Origin of the sequence: Bacillus mycoides (genome assembly GCF_018742245.1) — a bacterium.
In the GTDB taxonomy this organism is placed as follows: Bacteria; Bacillota; Bacilli; order Bacillales; family Bacillaceae_G; genus Bacillus_A; species Bacillus_A cereus_U.
Genome location: NZ_CP036132.1, coordinates 3,520,874 through 3,538,060, shown reverse-complemented (window position 1 = coordinate 3,538,060; position 17,187 = coordinate 3,520,874). Strand labels below are relative to the sequence as shown.

Here is a 17,187-nt window from a genome sequence, read left to right as displayed (position 1 = left end):
GCGTATGAATCATTAGACAAAACATTTCAGGAGGGGTTTCTAGTATGAAGAAAAAAACAGGTCTTTTATTATCGTTAACGTTAGCAGCAAGTACGGTGTTAGGTGCATGTGGTAACTCGGATAAAGCGGATAGTGACAAAAAAGGGGATAAAGAGTTTAAGGTTGGTATGGTTACAGATGTTGGGGGCGTTGATGATAAATCATTCAACCAATCAGCTTGGGAAGGTTTAACGAAATTTGGTAAAGACAACGATTTAAAGAAAAATGAAGGATATCGTTACCTTCAATCAAGTAAAGATGCTGATTACATTCCGAATTTAACGAAATTTGCGAAAGATAATTATAATACAACGTTTGGTATTGGATTTTTAATGCAAGACTCGATTGAAAAGGTTGCAAAACAATATCCGAAAGAGCAATTTGCAATTGTGGATACTGTTGTGAAAGAACCGAATGTAACAAGTATTACATTTAAAGACCATGAAGGTTCATTCCTAGTTGGTGCTGTAGCAGCAATGACAACAAAATCAAATAAAGTTGGATTTGTTGGTGGCGTGAAGAGTCCATTAATTACAAAATTTGAATCAGGTTTCAAAGCTGGTGCAAAAGCAGTAAACCCAAATATCGAAATCGTATCACAATATGCTGATGCATTTGATAAGCCAGAAAAAGGATCTATATTAGCTTCAGCAATGTACGGTGGAGGCGTTGACGTAATTTACCATGCTTCAGGTGCAACTGGTAACGGTGTATTCACAGAAGCGAAAAACCGTAAGAAAAAAGGTGAAAATGTTTGGGTAATCGGTGTTGACCGTGACCAAAATCAAGAAGGTATGCCTGAAAACGTAACTTTAACTTCTATGGTGAAACGTGTTGATATTGCAGTTGCAAAAGTAGCACAAGAAGCGAAAGATGGTAAGTTAAAAGGCGGTAAAGTAGAAGAGTTTGGTTTAAAAGATGATGGTGTTGGTATCTCGAAATCAACTGATAATGTGAAAAAAGTAAACCCAGAAATTTTAACAAAAGTAGAAGAGTTTGAGAAGAAAATCACTGCTGGTGAAATTAAAGTACCTGCGACTGATGATGAATATAAAGCATACGAAGCTGCTCTAAAGAAATAATGATAGAGCAATAGCAAAGGTTAGTTCTTAGAACTAACCTTTGTATATATAAAAATACTTTTAATAGAGTGTAATTAGGGAGTGTTCCCTGCTAGAAGGAGGAACAAAATGGAATACGTAATTGAGATGAACAATATTACAAAAGTATTCCCAGGCATTGTAGCGAATGATGATATTACGCTGCAAGTAAAACAGGGAGAGATACACGCTTTACTTGGAGAAAATGGTGCAGGGAAATCAACGTTGATGAATGTACTGTTCGGTTTGTATCAACCAGAACAGGGCGAAATTAAAATTAAAGGAAACCCTGTAAAAATTACAAATCCGAATATAGCAAATGACCTTGGAATTGGGATGGTCCATCAGCACTTTATGCTTGTTCATAATTTTACAGTTACAGAGAATATCATTCTTGGAAATGAGCCGAAGAGAAAAGGGAAAATAGCTGTTGAAGAGGCTGCAAAAGAAATTAAACAATTATCTGAACAGTACGGTTTAGCTGTTGATCCAAATGCAAAGATTGAAGATATTTCGGTTGGGATGCAGCAAAGGGTTGAAATATTAAAGACGCTTTATCGTGGTGCGGAGATTTTAATATTCGATGAACCGACTGCAGTGTTAACTCCTCAAGAAATTCATGAGTTGATTCAAATTATGAAAAAGCTTGTGCAAGAAGGAAAATCTATCATTCTTATTACACATAAATTAAAAGAAATTATGGAAGTTTGCGATCGTTGCACAATTATTCGTAAAGGTAAAGGAATTGGTACAGTTGACGTTGCGAAAATGGATGAACATAAACTTGCAGAATTAATGGTCGGACGTCAAGTGAATTTTAAAACAGAAAAAATAGGGGCCAAACCGAAAGCGGAGGTTCTGTCTGTTGCGAATCTTGTCGTTCATGATGCACGCCAATTACCTGCTGTAAAAGGCCTTGACTTAACTGTTCGTGCAGGAGAAATCGTTGGTATTGCAGGGATTGATGGAAATGGACAAAGTGAATTAATAGAGGCAATTACTGGTTTACGAAAAGTTGAGTCAGGTTCTATTGCAATTAAAGGAAAAGAAATAACGAATTGGCCTGTTCGAAGAATTACAGAGGAAGGAATTGGTCATATTCCAGAAGACCGTCATAAACACGGGCTTGTGCTTGATTTTTCTGTTAGAGATAATATAGTTTTGCAAACGTACTATAAAAACCCATTCTCAAAGAAAGGGATTTTAAACTTTAGTAAAATCACACAAAAAGCAAAAGAGCTTATTGAACAGTTTGATGTACGTACACCTAGTGAACAAACCTTAACTCGCGCACTATCTGGTGGAAACCAGCAAAAGGCAATTATCGCACGTGAAGTGGATCGTAATCCGGATTTATTAATTGCGGCACAGCCAACACGTGGTTTAGATGTAGGTGCGATTGAATTTATTCATAAAAAATTAATCGAGCAGAGAGATAATGGGAAAGCAGTATTACTTCTATCGCTAGAACTGGATGAAATTTTGAATGTAAGTGATCGAGTTGCTGTTATATATGAAGGGAAAATTGTAGCAATTGTCGATGCGAAAGAAACAAATGAACAACAGCTTGGTTTGTTGATGGCTGGCGGAACGGAGAAAGAGAAGGTGAATACAAATGGCTAAAAAATTTTTAACGGAGCGAACAATTAACATTTTAGTTCCTGTATTATCCGTTATTTTTGGTTTACTTGTTGGTGCCATTGTAATGTTAGTTAGTGGATATGATCCAATTGTTGGGTATGCAGCGCTTTGGGAAGGAATGGTTGGAAATCCGCAAGCAATTGGTGAGACATTACGTACGATGATTCCGCTTGTGTTAGCAGGACTTTCTGTGGCATTTGCATTCCGTACAGGTCTTTTTAACATCGGAGTAGAGGGGCAATTATTAGTTGGTTGGCTTGCTGCTGTTTGGTTTGGATATGCAGTATCATTACCGGCAATTTTACATATTCCGTTGTCAATTTTAGTAGCGGCGATAGCTGGTGGTTTGTGGGGATTTATCCCGGGATATTTGAAAGGGAAATTTAAAGTAAATGAAGTAATCGTAACAATCATGATGAATTATATTGCACTTTATGTGACGTATGATTTAATTAAGCGCTTTTTACATGAGGCGAATGAGAAATCGTATGACATAAAATCTAGTGCTTCATTATCTTCTGAATGGTTATCTTCTTTAACGGATGGTTCTCGTTTGCACTGGGGAATTATCGTAGCGATTTTAATTGCGATTATTATGTGGTTCTTATTGGATAGAACGACATTGGGATACGAATTGAAATCTGTTGGATTTAATCAACATGCTTCTCAGTATGCGGGGATGAAAGTTTCTCGAAATGTTGTGCTATCTATGACGATTGCGGGTGCGTTTGCAGGGATTGGTGGTGCTATGGAAGGGCTTGGTACATTCCAAAACATGACAGCGATGTCTTCGTTTACAGGTATTGGATTTGATGGGATTGCGGTAGCTCTTCTTGGAGGGAATAATCCATTTGGTATATTATTATCGGCTTTACTGTTCGGTGGTTTGAAAAGTGCAGCCCCACAAATGAATTTTGAAGCAGATGTACCTTCTGAGTTAATTAATGTTATTATCGCATGTATTATTTTCTTTGTTGCTTGCAGTTATGTTTTACGCTGGGCACTTACACGCATGAGCAAGGAGGGAAAATAAATGAGCTTTTTAGATGTTTTAGCCATTCTTGTGACTGGTACGTTATATACGGCAGCGCCACTTATTTTTACGGCGTTAGGTGGAGTGTTCAGTGAACGTTCTGGAGTTGTAAATATAGCATTAGAAGGTTTAATGTTATTTGGTGCATTTACTGGTATCGTTACAACGTTATTAATGGGTGATACGTGGGGAGCAATGACTCCTTGGATTGCACTATTATTTGCAGCTATTGGTAGTGGGTTATTTGCACTTCTTCACGCAGTAGCATCCATTACATTCCGCGCGGATCAAGTAGTAAGCGGGGTAGCGATTAACTTTTTGGCCCTCGGTTTAACAGTATTTGCGATTAAGAAAATCTTTGGTAAAGGACAGACTGATTTTATTCAATACCGAATTGAAAAAATCGATGTTCCAGGACTTTCGGATATTCCGGTAATCGGGAAAATCTTTTTCTCAAATGTACCGTTAACATCGTATATTGCTATTATTTTAGCTTTTGTTGTTTGGTACATTATTTATAAAACGCCGTTCGGTCTTCGTCTTCGTGCTGTTGGTGAACATCCAATGGCAGCAGATACGATGGGGATTAATGTATATAAAATGCGTTATATTGCAGTTTGTATATCTGGAATGTTTGCAGGAGTGGGCGGTGCGGTCTTCGCAATGTCGATTTCTGGTAACTTCTCAGGTGCTACAATTACTGGACAAGGTTTCTTGGCGCTAGCAGCTATGATCTTTGGTAAATGGAATCCACTTGGTGCTCTTGGAGCGGCGCTGTTCTTCGGATTTGCTCAATCACTTGGGATAACAGGTGGTACCATTCCTGTATTAAAAGAGATTCCGAGTGTATTCTTAACGATATTACCATATGTATTTACAATATTAGCACTTGTTGGTTTTGTAGGACGATCTGAAGCTCCGAAAGCATTAGGAACGCCTTATGAAAAAGGAAAACGATGAGTATTTAGAAAGTATAAGAAAAGCTCGCACATTAGTGCGGGCTTTTTTACATAGAATATATTTAATACGGAATTTTACTATGTTCCTTACATATTAAAGTTTTTAGAAAGAATCAAATGTAAGCATAATAAGGAAGAAAAGTTGATTTTTTATTTCTAAAAACTGTATATTGAAGAGGAATATTCCTACATACGTAAAGGAGGGCTATTAATGAAACTAATGGAACAGCAACTGCATGAATTAGGTGGCTTGCGAGTACATATTATTCCGACTGATAAATTTAAAACAAATACCTTTGTATTTCGTTTTAAAGCACCTTTAAATGAGGAGACGGTGACAGAGCGTGCTCTATTGCCGTACGTATTGCAAAGTGCGACAGAAAAACTGCCTTCTGTAATTCGTCTTCGTCAATATTTAGAAGAATTATATGGATCTTCTTTAGCGGTAGATGTAAGTAAAAAAGGGGAAGACCATATCATCTCTATTTATGTAGACATTGCAAATGAAACATATTTACGCGATGCACCACCGTTATTTGAAAAGGCGCTTTCTATGTTATCTGATATTGTTTTAAATCCAGCAACAGAAGGGGACGGTTTTCTATCTTCTATTGTAGAAAGTGAGAAACGAGCACTCTTGCAACGAATTGAAGCTACTTATGATGATAAAATGCGTTATGCAAACGAGCGTTTAATTGAAGAAATGTGCAAAGTAGAACCATATCGCTTAAGTGCAAATGGGAAAAAAGAGAGTGTTGCTTCTATTACAAATGAAAGTTTGTATCAATATTATCAAAAAGTGTTAGCTGAAGATGAAATGGATTTATATATCATTGGTGACATTTCAGAAGATGCTGTGGAGCTTGTAAATAAGTATTTTTCGATTTCACCTCGCGCTAGGAAAGAAAGAAATGTACTTCTTCATAAACGAAATAATGAAGAAAAAGAAATTGTTGAAAAACAAGAACTAAAGCAAAGTAAATTAAATATCGGCTATCGCACATTCATTACGTATAAAGATGAAGATTATTTTGCATTACAATTGTTTAACGGATTATTTGGAGGGTTTTCTCATTCGAAGTTATTCGTAAATGTCCGTGAAAAAAATAGTTTAGCGTACTATGCAGCATCGAGATTTGAAAGTCATAAAGGTTTGCTATTCGTTATGTCTGGGATTGAAGCGAAGAACTTTGAAAAAGCTGTTGAAATTATTAAAGAACAGATGAAAGCAATGCAAAGCGGTGATTTTTCAGAGGAAGAGATTCAGCAAACGAAAAGTGTAATTCAAAATCAAATCTTAGAGGCAATTGATACACCACGTGGTTTTGTTGAAATGCTTTATCACGGGGTAATCTCAGAGCGTACGCGTCCAGTTGAAGAATGGCTAACGGGCATAGAAAGCGTGACGAAAGAAGAGATTGTGAAAGTTGCTAATAATATTGAACTAGATACAATTTACTTTTTACATGGAACGGAGGGAGAATAAATGGAGAAAATTGTGTATGAGCAATTAAAAGAGACGCTATATTATGAAAAACTTCCGAATGGATTAGACGTATATATCTTACCGAAACAAGGCTTCAACAAAACATTTGCAACATTTACGACGAAGTACGGCTCTGTTGATAATACATTTGTTCCGCTTGGAAAAGAAGACATGACTCGTGTACCAGATGGAATTGCTCATTTCCTTGAGCATAAATTGTTTGAAAAAGAGGACCATGACGCGTTTCAATTGTTTAGTAAACAAGGTGCTTCAGCGAACGCTTTTACATCTTTTACAAGAACCGCTTATCTCTTTTCCTGTACATCAAATGTAGAAAGCAATTTAAATACGTTGTTAGACTTTGTACAAGAACCGTATTTCTCTGAAAAAACGGTTGAAAAAGAAAAAGGTATTATCGGTCAAGAAATTCAAATGTACCAAGATAACCCAGACTGGCGTTTATACTTTGGGTTAATCGATAGTTTGTTTGTGAAACATCCAATTAAAATTGATATTGCAGGGACGATTGAGTCTATTAGTAAAATTACAAAAGACCTACTGTATGAATGTTATGAGACTTTTTACCATCCGAGCAACATGTTATTATTTGTTGTTGGAGCGATTGATCCTGAAAAAACAATGGATTTAGTTCGTGAAAATCAAGCGAAAAAAGATTACGAAAATCAACCGGAAATCGTTCGCTCTTTTGAAGAGGAACCAGAAGAAGTAAATGAAAAGAAAAAGATTATTTCAATGCCTGTCCAAACTCCAAAATGTTTAGTTGGTATTAAGGCAACGAATTTAAAAGAAAAAGGGCAAGCCCTTTTAAAACAAGAAATTGCGCTTACATTACTTTTAGATTATTTATTTGGAAAAGGGTCAGTTCATTACGAATCTTTATATAATGAAGGTCTTATTGATGATTCGTTCTCGTATGACTATACAGAAGAAAATAACTTCGGTTTTGCAATGGTTGGTGGAGATACGAAGCAACCTGATGAATTGGCAGAACAATTAAAAGGTATTTTACTACAAACGAATTATGATCAGTTAGATGAGACTGCGCTGGAACGGGTGAAGAAAAAGAAAATTGGCGGATTTTTACGATCGTTGAATTCACCTGAATATATTGCAAATCAGTTTACACGATATGCGTTTAATGAATCTAGTTTATTTGATGCTCTTACAGTGTTAGAAGGATTAACTGTTCAAGACCTACAACAAGCAGCAAAAACATTATTAATTGAAGAGAAAATGAGTGTCTGCCAAGTGTTGCCAAAAAAGTGAAGTAATATGTGAATGAAAAACGCAGTATCTATATCCCTCATCTAACGTTTGGTTATTGCCAAATGGTAAGATGAGGGTATTATTTATTTATACATAAAAGATAAGAGAGGGAATTTATGAAAAAGTATGCATTAGTAACTGGAGGAAGCGGAGGGATTGGCTCTGCTATTTCGAAGCAGTTAATTGAGGATGGTTACACAGTCTATATTCATTATAATAAAAGCGAAGAGAAGGTAAAGGAGTTACAAAAGGAATTTGATGTAGTGATTCCTGTGCAAGCAAATTTAGCTTCTATCGATGGAGCGGAGAAATTGTGGGGACAAATCGAACATCCTATTGATGTTATTGTATACGCAGCTGGAAAGAGTATCTTTGGATTAGTAACAGATGTTACTAATGAAGAATTAGATTATATGGTGGAGCTTCAAGTAAAGAGTTTATATAGACTTCTATCGATGGCGCTTCCACCAATGATCGGGCGGAGAAGTGGTAATGTTGTCATTATTTCATCTATTTGGGGGCAAATAGGAGCGTCTTGTGAGGTGCTGTACTCAATGGTGAAAGGTGCACAAAATTCATATGTGAAGGCTTTAGCGAAAGAAGTTTCTTTAAGTGGATTGCGCGTTAATGCGGTAGCGCCAGGTGCGATCGAAACAGAAATGTTAAATGTATTTTCAGAAGATGATAAAAATGAAATTGCTGAAGATATTCCATTAGGTAGAATAGGACTACCCGAAGAGGTAGCAAAAACAATCTCTTTCCTTGTTTCGCCAGGAGCTTCTTATATTACGGGGCAAATTATTGGAGTCAATGGCGGTTGGCATTGCTAAAAATTTCTTACATAAAAAATAAAAAAATGCACAAATTAAGCATGATTCTATTACTCAATAGTGAGGTGCTTAAACATGTCAGTGTTAGATAATTTTGATCAGTGGAAGAGCTTTTTAGGAGAACGTTTAGAACAAGCGGGGGGGAAAGGGCTTGATGGTGGTGCCGTATCAGATATGGCATTTCGTGTTGGTGATTATTTAGCAAATGAAGTAGAAGCGCGCAACGATCAAGAAAAATTATTGTCTGAGCTTTGGAAAGTTGCTGATGAACAAGAGCAACATACAATCGCAAATTTAATGGTGAAGTTTGTACAACATAAGTAAAAGTAGAGAGGAGAAGCTCCTCTCTACTTTTTTTGTATAATAATTAGGAGGAATAGATTATACATTTAGCTTCCCTATTAAGGTGAAATCATATAATATAGTACGTAGGTGTAAAGTAAGCGTGGGGGAGTGATCTTGGATGATTGAATGGTATTTTGAATATGAAATACATAAAAACCGACCTGGCTTACTTGGTGACGTTTCTTCGTTAATCGGTATGCTTGGCATCAATATTGTCACAATTAATGGTGTAGATAATGCACGACGCGGACTTTTGCTTATGTGTGATAATCAAGAACAAATCTCTAGACTTGAATCAATTTTAAATACGATGGATAATATAACGGTAACGAAATATCGTCCGCCAAAGCTTAGAGATAAGCTAGCAGTTAGACATGGTAGGTACATACAACGAGATGCAGATGATAAGAAAACATTTCGATTTGTGCGTGATGAACTAGGATTACTTGTAGACTTTATGGCGGAGATAATGAAAAAAGAAGGTCATAAATTAATTGGGATACGAGGAATGCCTCGTGTCGGAAAAACAGAATCTATTGTTGCCGCAAGTGTTTGTGCAAATAAGAGATGGTTATTCGTATCATCTACTCTCATTAAGCAAACTGTTCGTAGCCAATTGATTGAAGATGAGTATAGCGACGATAATATTTTCATACTAGATGGAATTGTGTCGACAAAGCGTGCCAATGAAAGACACTGGCAGCTCGTTCGTGAAATCATGAGATTGCCTGCAACGAAAGTTGTGGAACATCCGGATGTGTTTGTGAGTCAGTCAGAATACACATTGGATGATTTTGATTATATTATCGAATTGCGTAATGATTATGATGAAGAAATTCAATATAATTTAGTAGATGAAATTGAGCAAGGTACGCAAAATAATTTCTCTATGTTCGACTTTTAAAGAAATATTGAGGTGTTAGTAGTGACGGAATTAGGACAAAAGCTGACAGAAGCAAGAGAAGCGAAAGGCTTATCTATTGATCAGCTGCATGAGATTACAAAAATTCAAAAACGCCATTTAGTAGCGATTGAAGAAGGCAATTATGGTGTGTTGCCAGGAGCTTTTTATGCGCGTGCATTCATTAAACAATATGCAGATGCTGTTGGATTAAATGGAGAGGAACTGCTTGTAGAATATCAGAGTACGATACCACAATCTGAAAATCGTGAAGTTCCACAAGTATCAACTGGACAAAAAACACAAGAAACAATGCAAAAATCTTCATCATGGCCAATTGCAGATCATATGCCAAAAATTTTGATTGTGTTGTTAGTAATCGCATTTGGAGTGGTAGTCTGGTTTGTTATTCAAGCGTTAACTGGAAAAGATGATAGGCAAGTTCCGAATGCTCAAAGTGAGAAGATTGAGGTTCAAAAAGCAAAAGATTCTCCGCTAGATACGAAGAAAGATGAAGTGAAAGCGGAAGAACCTAAAAAAGAAGAGCCAAAGAAAGAAGAACCAAAGAAAGAGGAGCAACCAGCGCAACCAACTGGACAACAAGAAGTGAAGTTAGTTGGAACGAGTGGTAAGGTGTCTACTTTTGAAATTCATAATAATAAAACATTAGAACTGGAAATCTCAGGCAAGGGTGCAAGCTATGTAGATGTTAAAGATGATGCGGATAACGAAATTCTAAACACTACCGTACAAAGTGGTCAAACAGAAAAACGTGATTTATCAACAGTAAAAGAAGTGCGACTTAATATTGGAAATGCACCGAATGTTGAAATTAAACTGAATGGCCAAGTGGTTACTTTCCCATTAGATCCAGCAAAAGAATATCACCAAAGATTGGTGATAAAAAACCAAGGGATAGGGCAAGCTCTGCAATAACAGTCATCGCTTCGATGACTTTTTTCAATGAACAAATGTTTTTGACATGATGGAGGAATAGCTGTGAATTTACCAAATAAAATTACAATATCTAGAATCTGCTTAATTCCAGTTTTTATGGTAATTATGCTAGCGCCCTTTAACTGGGGCTCATATACAATTGGTGATGTCAATTTACCAATTCAACATTTAGCAGGAGCACTAATTTTTATAATTGCTTCAGCTACAGATTGGATTGATGGATATTATGCAAGAAAATATAATCTTGTAACGAATTTAGGGAAATTCCTTGACCCGTTAGCAGATAAATTACTTGTTTCTGCAGCACTTATCACGTTGGTAGAGATGCAATATGTACCTGCTTGGATCGTTATTGTAATTATAAGCCGTGAGTTTGCAGTAACAGGTTTACGCCTTGTACTTGCTGGGACAGGGGAAGTAGTTGCAGCAAATCAGCTAGGGAAAATTAAGACATGGACACAAATTATTGCGATTGCAGCATACTTATTACATGATGTACCGTTAAATTTACTTCATATTCCAGTTGCAGATATTTTCATATGGATTGCATTATTCTTTACCGTTATTTCAGGATGGGATTATTTCTGGAAAAATAAAGATGCTTTTGTAAACTCAAAATAGAAGTTTATGGGGGAATTGGGATGAATGCTGAAATTATTGCGGTTGGAACGGAATTATTACTTGGACAAATTGCAAATACAAATGCCCAGTTTTTATCTGAAAAGTTAGCTTCAATCGGAATTAACGTGTACTACCATACTGTTGTTGGGGATAATAACAAGCGATTACAGAAGGCAATTGAATTGGCTGAAGAACGAGCTGATATGCTCATTTTTACAGGTGGATTAGGACCGACAAAAGATGATTTAACGAAAGAAACAATAGCGTCTAGTTTAGATGAAGAGCTTGTGTATGATGAAAAGGCATTAACATCGATAAGCGATTATTTTAAGCGTACAGGCCGTGAATTTACGGAGAATAATAAAAAGCAGGCGCTCGTTTTAAATGGATCGACTGTATTTGCGAATGATCACGGTATGGCGCCTGGTATGGGGTTAAATAAGAACGGAAAAGTTTATATTTTATTACCAGGACCACCAAAAGAAATGAAGCCGATGTATATAAGTTACGTAGAGCCTTTTTTATGTAAGTTTACAACGGGGGAAAATATTTATTCTCGTGTTCTTCGTTTTTTCGGTATTGGGGAATCTCAATTAGAGGTGAAAGTTCAAGATTTAATTGATGGACAAACGAATCCAACCATTGCACCACTTGCAAATGATGGAGAAGTGACATTACGTTTAACTGCCAAACATCATGATGCTGCTGAGGCGGAGAAACTGATTCAGCATGTGGAAGATTTGATTTTAGAAAGAGTAGGAGAATTTTTCTACGGATATGACCAAGATTTCCTTCATTACAAGGCAATAAGGCTATTGAAGGAAAAAGGGTTAACTTTAGCATGTGCAGAAAGTTTAACAGGTGGTCTTTTTGGAAATCAAGTAACAGAAAATGCTGGTGTCTCGTCTGTATTTAAAGGCGGTGTCATTTGTTATCAAAATGATGTGAAGCAACAAATTTTACATGTACCTGAAGAAGTGTTACGAACTGACGGCGCGGTTAGTAAGCAGTGTGCTCGTTATCTTGCTGAAAATGTAAAGAAACTGTTAAAAGCAGATATCGGGATTAGTTTCACTGGGGTGGCAGGACCGGATGCTTCAGAGCATAAAGAGCCAGGAACAGTATTTGTTGGATTGGCGATTAAAGAGGAACCAGCTGTAGTCTTCTCGCTTAATTTAAGTGGAAGTCGTCAACAAATTAGAGAACGCTCTACAAAATATGGATTTTATCATTTATTTAAAAAGCTAGAAGAGATATAAATTTCTTCTAGCTTTTTTTGTGGGAAAATCTAGTTTTATTAGATATAAAATAAAAAAATCGAATAAATGTTCGATTTTTGTTGGCAAATTGAATTGAAAATAGGTATAATGAGATTAGCAATTTAGTTAAGGAGGAATTTTGAATGAGCGATCGTCAAGCGGCATTAGATATGGCGTTAAAACAAATAGAGAAGCAATTCGGTAAAGGTTCAATTATGAAATTAGGAGAACAAGCGGAGCGTAGAATTTCTACAATTTCAAGTGGTTCTTTAGCACTTGATGTGGCACTAGGGGTAGGCGGATACCCACGTGGCCGTGTTATTGAAATTTATGGACCTGAAAGTTCAGGTAAAACAACAGTTTCATTACACGCAATCGCGGAAGTGCAGCGTCAAGGTGGACAAGCGGCGTTCATCGATGCGGAGCATGCGATGGATCCTGTATATGCACAAAAATTAGGTGTTAACATCGATGAATTACTATTATCACAGCCTGATACAGGGGAGCAAGGACTAGAAATCGCAGAAGCACTTGTACGAAGTGGCGCGGTTGATATTATCGTAATTGACTCTGTAGCAGCTCTTGTACCGAAAGCCGAAATCGAAGGGGACATGGGTGACTCTCACGTTGGTTTACAAGCACGTTTAATGTCACAAGCACTTCGTAAACTTTCAGGTGCAATCAACAAATCAAAAACAATCGCAATCTTTATCAACCAAATTCGTGAAAAAGTTGGGGTTATGTTCGGGAACCCAGAAACAACTCCAGGTGGTCGTGCGTTGAAATTCTATTCAACTGTCCGTCTTGAAGTACGTCGTGCTGAGCAATTAAAGCAAGGTAATGACATCGTTGGTAATAAAACGAAAGTAAAAGTAGTTAAAAATAAAGTTGCACCGCCATTCCGTGTTGCTGAAGTTGATATTATGTACGGAGAAGGTATTTCAAGAGAAGGTGAAATCTTAGATATGGCTTCTGAACTTGATATCGTTCAAAAGAGCGGTGCTTGGTACTCTTATAATGAAGAACGCTTAGGACAAGGTCGTGAAAATTCGAAGCAATTCTTAAAAGAGAATACGGATTTAAGAGAAGAAATTGCCTTCTTTGTTCGTGAACATCACGGAATTGGTGAAAACTCTGGTGTTGAAGACACGGAAGATTCAACTCGTCAAGATTAAAAAATAAAAGACACGGGACCGTGTCTTTTATTTTTTAATCCACTATGAAAGCGTTGTATATAGCTGGAGATAAAATATTTATTCTATCCAAAAGGCTATGTGTAAAGGGGAATATTTATATATTTTAAGTGAATGAATTGGGATTTTCTAAGGTTTTCCAGGATAATATGCCGTCTGTTTTTTTAATCCATATAAGATTCAGGGCTGAAGGTAAAGAAAGTAAAAGTAGACAACGCTTGACAATGAAAATTGCGATAGATACAATGAGAATGTATATTTTTTCTTATATACGATACACTCTTCTCAAGAAGAGAAGTAATATTCGGAGTAAGACTTAAATCTTGCCGAAATAATAATATGACATTTTAATTGTGAAATGAAGAAAGTCCCTTAAAAAAGCGGGACGACGGTCTTTGCTGTACGTTGTAATTCAATGTACATGCCGACAGTCTTTTTTCATTCATAGCAAGGGGAGGTGAAATCATGAGTAGTACAGTTTGGATACTCATCTCCATTTTGCTTGCAACAGTCGGTGCAGTTGTTGGCTTTTTTGTTCGAAAGTCTATTGCTGAAGCGAAGATTAATGGTGCAGCTAATGAAGCAAAACGTATTCTAGACGAAGCGAATCGTGATGCTGAAGCACTTAAAAAAGAAGCGCTTTTAGAAGCAAAGGATGAAATTCATACACTTCGTACAGAAGCTGAATTAGAAATTCGTGACCGTAGAAGCGAATTACAAAAACAAGAAAATCGTTTAATGCAAAAAGAAGAGAACCTTGATCGTAAAGACGAAACGCTCGATAAGCGCGAGCAACAGTTAGAAAAGAAAGAGGAATCTCTTGTAGCGAAACAACAACAGATTGAAGAGTTGGAAAGCAAAGTGGGAGAGTTAGTTCAAAAGCAACAAACAGAATTAGAGCGCATTTCCAATCTGACCCGCGAACAAGCGAAAGCAATTATTCTTGGTAAAGTGGAAAGTGAAGTTTCTCATGAAATTGCCGTTATGGTAAAAGAAAGTGAAGTTCGCGCGAAAGAAGAAGCGGATAAGAAGGCAAAAGAGATTTTATCTCTTGCAATGCAAAGATGTGCAGCTGATCATGTTGCTGAAACAACCGTTTCGGTTGTAAATCTTCCAAATGACGAAATGAAGGGACGTATTATCGGACGTGAAGGTCGTAATATTCGTACGTTAGAAACGTTAACAGGTATTGACCTTATTATCGATGATACACCAGAAGCGGTAATTCTATCTGGATTTGACCCGATTCGTCGTGAAACAGCTCGTATCGCTCTTGATAAACTAGTACAGGACGGACGTATTCACCCAGCGCGTATTGAAGAGATGGTCGAAAAATCAAGACGTGAAGTGGACGAGTATATTCGTGAAGTCGGAGAGCAAACAACGTTTGAAGTGGGTGTTCATGGCTTACATCCAGATTTAATTAAAATTTTAGGTCGTTTAAAATACCGTACAAGTTATGGACAAAACGTCTTAAAACACTCTATGGAAGTTGCATACTTAACTGGACTTATGGCAGCGGAGCTTGGTGAGGATGAAAAACTAGCAAGACGTGCTGGTCTGTTACATGATATTGGAAAAGCAATCGATCATGAAGTAGAAGGTAGTCACGTTGAAATTGGTGTTGAACTCGCAACGAAATATAAAGAGCATCCTGTTGTAATAAACAGTATTGCATCTCACCATGGTGACACAGAACCAACTTCTATCATTGCAGTTCTAGTTGCTGCAGCAGATGCATTATCAGCTGCAAGACCGGGAGCTCGTAGTGAAACGCTTGAGAACTACATTCGTCGTCTTGAAAAGTTGGAAGAGATTTCAGAGTCTTATGAAGGTGTAGAAAAATCTTTCGCAATTCAAGCAGGACGTGAAGTTCGTATTCTGGTAAAACCAGATACAATTGATGATTTAGAAGCTCATCGTTTAGCTCGTGATATTCGAAAACGTATTGAAAATGAACTGGATTATCCAGGACATATTAAAGTAACTGTTATTCGTGAAACACGTGCAGTGGAATACGCAAAATAAAGTGGTGAAACACCACTTTATTTTTTTGTGTTGGAATTGGGTAAAATAAAGAAAACTATTTATCCAGCGCTAACGTCCGATTGGTGAAGGCTAATAATCAGTGGGGATGAACACCCCCCACTGATTATAGTTTCACTTTATGAGCAGTATGTAAGTGAAAGAAACTTATAATAGATAAATTGTAACTGTTGTAAGGAAATAGCTTCAAGTTATAGTATGGTAATAAAAAATGTAGTACATAGAAAGGGTAAGACATATGAGAATATTATTTGTTGGGGATGTAGTAGGATCTCCTGGTAGAGACATGATTCAACAGTACGTACCGGCTTTAAAGAAAAAATATACACCTACAGTAACAATTATTAATGGAGAAAATGCTGCGGGTGGACGTGGAATTACGGAAAAAATATATCGAAACTTTTTAGAGTGCGGGGCACAAGCGGTTACGCTTGGAAACCATGCTTGGGATAATCGTGAAGTATTTGAGTTTATTGATGATGCAAAATATCTTGCAAGACCAGCTAACTTCCCAGAAGGGACGCCGGGAAAAGGGCTTATCTTTGTAAATTGTAATGGAACAGAAGTTGCAGTTATTAACTTACAAGGACGTACTTTCCTTCCTCCAATCGATTGTCCATTCCGTAAAGTGGATGAGTTAATCAGCATTGCAAAAAAACGTACAAACATTATCTTTGTTGATTTTCATGCTGAAACAACAAGTGAGAAGCAGGCGTTAGGTTGGTACGTAGACGGTCGTGCTACAGCGGTAGTTGGTACACATACACACGTTCCTACAGCTGATAATCGTATTTTACCAAGCGGAACAGCTTATATTACAGATGTTGGTATGACAGGCCCATATGATGGGATTTTAGGTATGGATCGCGAAGCGGTATTGAAGAAGTTTTTAACGAACTTACCAGTACGTTTTGAAGTGACGAATGGTAGAACGCAATTAAGTGCAGTGTTAATTGATGTGGATCCTAATACAGGGAAAGCGAAGAAAATTGAGCGTATTTTAATTAATGATGACCAGCCGTTTTTTGATTGATTTTTAATGAAAAGTTAGAGAGTTTTTTATATTTTAATTTTTTAGAAAAATTACAGGAATTTAGCAGGAATACGTGTCATTCCTCGTGAATATAAGTTAAAGTGAAATAATTGCTATTACTTTTTATAGAAACGAGGAGGAAACGCGGAATGGAAATATTAAAAGTTAAAGCAACGTCGGTCCCTAATTCTGTAGCTGGTGCACTTGCAGGTGTTATTCGCGAACGCGGAACAGCAGAAATTCAAGCTATTGGTGCAGGTGCATTGAACCAAGCGGTAAAGGCAGTAGCAATTGCAAGAGGATTTGTAGCGCCTAGCGGTTTGGACTTGATTTGTATCCCAGCGTTTACAGATATTATGATTGATGGTGAAGAGCGTACAGCAATAAAATTAATTGTAGAACCTCGTTAAGTTGAAACAACCTGTTTGCATGTATGCAAACAGGTTGTTTTTGTAAT

The 17,187-nt window shown here is 37.0% G+C and carries 16 protein-coding genes; all 16 read left to right on the top strand.

From position 1 onward, the window contains the following. The first annotated feature begins 44 nt into the window (after positions 1 to 44). Complete coding sequence (locus EXW56_RS17990) at positions 45 to 1,121, top strand: BMP family lipoprotein (protein ID WP_002199551.1); 1,077 nt, start codon at positions 45 to 47, stop codon at positions 1,119 to 1,121. Between the two features lie 108 nt (positions 1,122 to 1,229). Continuing rightward, positions 1,230 to 2,762: an ABC transporter ATP-binding protein gene (locus tag EXW56_RS17985; protein WP_215596830.1), complete on the top strand. Its 1,533-nt coding sequence runs from the start codon at positions 1,230 to 1,232 to the stop codon at positions 2,760 to 2,762. Then, positions 2,755 to 3,813 carry an ABC transporter permease gene (locus tag EXW56_RS17980; protein WP_002111343.1) on the top strand — a complete coding sequence of 353 codons (1,059 nt, stop codon included), beginning with the start codon at positions 2,755 to 2,757 and terminating at the stop codon, positions 3,811 to 3,813. The genes EXW56_RS17985 and EXW56_RS17980 overlap by 8 nt, the downstream gene beginning before the upstream one ends. Then, positions 3,814 to 4,773, top strand: coding sequence for an ABC transporter permease (locus tag EXW56_RS17975; protein WP_002111342.1), 960 nt, complete (start codon positions 3,814 to 3,816; stop codon positions 4,771 to 4,773). A gap of 210 nt (positions 4,774 to 4,983) precedes the next feature. After that, positions 4,984 to 6,258, top strand: a complete 1,275-nt coding sequence (yfmF, locus tag EXW56_RS17970) for an EF-P 5-aminopentanol modification-associated protein YfmF (protein WP_098988368.1) — start codon at positions 4,984 to 4,986, stop codon at positions 6,256 to 6,258. Then, positions 6,259 to 7,545, top strand: a complete 1,287-nt coding sequence (gene yfmH, locus EXW56_RS17965; RefSeq protein WP_002111339.1) for an EF-P 5-aminopentanol modification-associated protein YfmH — start codon at positions 6,259 to 6,261, stop codon at positions 7,543 to 7,545. It abuts the gene before it with no gap. 116 nt (positions 7,546 to 7,661) lie between these two features. Further along, positions 7,662 to 8,375, top strand: coding sequence for an elongation factor P 5-aminopentanone reductase (gene ymfI / locus EXW56_RS17960; protein WP_002111338.1), 714 nt, complete (start codon positions 7,662 to 7,664; stop codon positions 8,373 to 8,375). Between the two features lie 75 nt (positions 8,376 to 8,450). Continuing rightward, positions 8,451 to 8,699: a DUF3243 domain-containing protein gene (locus EXW56_RS17955; protein ID WP_000114449.1), complete on the top strand. Its 249-nt coding sequence runs from the start codon at positions 8,451 to 8,453 to the stop codon at positions 8,697 to 8,699. Positions 8,700 to 8,838: 139 nt separating this feature from the next. After that, positions 8,839 to 9,624: a DUF3388 domain-containing protein gene (locus tag EXW56_RS17950; protein WP_000574107.1), complete on the top strand. Its 786-nt coding sequence runs from the start codon at positions 8,839 to 8,841 to the stop codon at positions 9,622 to 9,624. 21 nt (positions 9,625 to 9,645) lie between these two features. Next, the gene (locus tag EXW56_RS17945) at positions 9,646 to 10,557 is read left to right on the top strand and encodes a helix-turn-helix domain-containing protein (RefSeq protein WP_215596829.1); all 912 of its coding nucleotides are present in this window, start codon (positions 9,646 to 9,648) and stop codon (positions 10,555 to 10,557) included. A gap of 63 nt (positions 10,558 to 10,620) precedes the next feature. After that, the gene (gene pgsA / locus EXW56_RS17940) at positions 10,621 to 11,199 is read left to right on the top strand and encodes a CDP-diacylglycerol--glycerol-3-phosphate 3-phosphatidyltransferase (RefSeq protein ID WP_002199554.1); all 579 of its coding nucleotides are present in this window, start codon (positions 10,621 to 10,623) and stop codon (positions 11,197 to 11,199) included. Positions 11,200 to 11,219: 20 nt separating this feature from the next. Further along, positions 11,220 to 12,458, top strand: coding sequence for a competence/damage-inducible protein A (locus tag EXW56_RS17935; protein ID WP_002199555.1), 1,239 nt, complete (start codon positions 11,220 to 11,222; stop codon positions 12,456 to 12,458). A gap of 143 nt (positions 12,459 to 12,601) precedes the next feature. Further along, positions 12,602 to 13,633: a recombinase RecA gene (recA, locus tag EXW56_RS17930; protein ID WP_002014599.1), complete on the top strand. Its 1,032-nt coding sequence runs from the start codon at positions 12,602 to 12,604 to the stop codon at positions 13,631 to 13,633. A gap of 483 nt (positions 13,634 to 14,116) precedes the next feature. Further along, positions 14,117 to 15,679 carry a ribonuclease Y gene (gene rny / locus EXW56_RS17925; RefSeq protein WP_002111330.1) on the top strand — a complete coding sequence of 521 codons (1,563 nt, stop codon included), beginning with the start codon at positions 14,117 to 14,119 and terminating at the stop codon, positions 15,677 to 15,679. A gap of 256 nt (positions 15,680 to 15,935) precedes the next feature. Further along, the gene (locus EXW56_RS17920; RefSeq protein WP_002014601.1) at positions 15,936 to 16,730 is read left to right on the top strand and encodes a TIGR00282 family metallophosphoesterase; all 795 of its coding nucleotides are present in this window, start codon (positions 15,936 to 15,938) and stop codon (positions 16,728 to 16,730) included. Positions 16,731 to 16,879: 149 nt separating this feature from the next. After that, positions 16,880 to 17,140 carry a stage V sporulation protein SpoVS gene (spoVS, locus tag EXW56_RS17915; protein WP_000404341.1) on the top strand — a complete coding sequence of 87 codons (261 nt, stop codon included), beginning with the start codon at positions 16,880 to 16,882 and terminating at the stop codon, positions 17,138 to 17,140. Positions 17,141 to 17,187 lie beyond the last annotated feature (47 nt).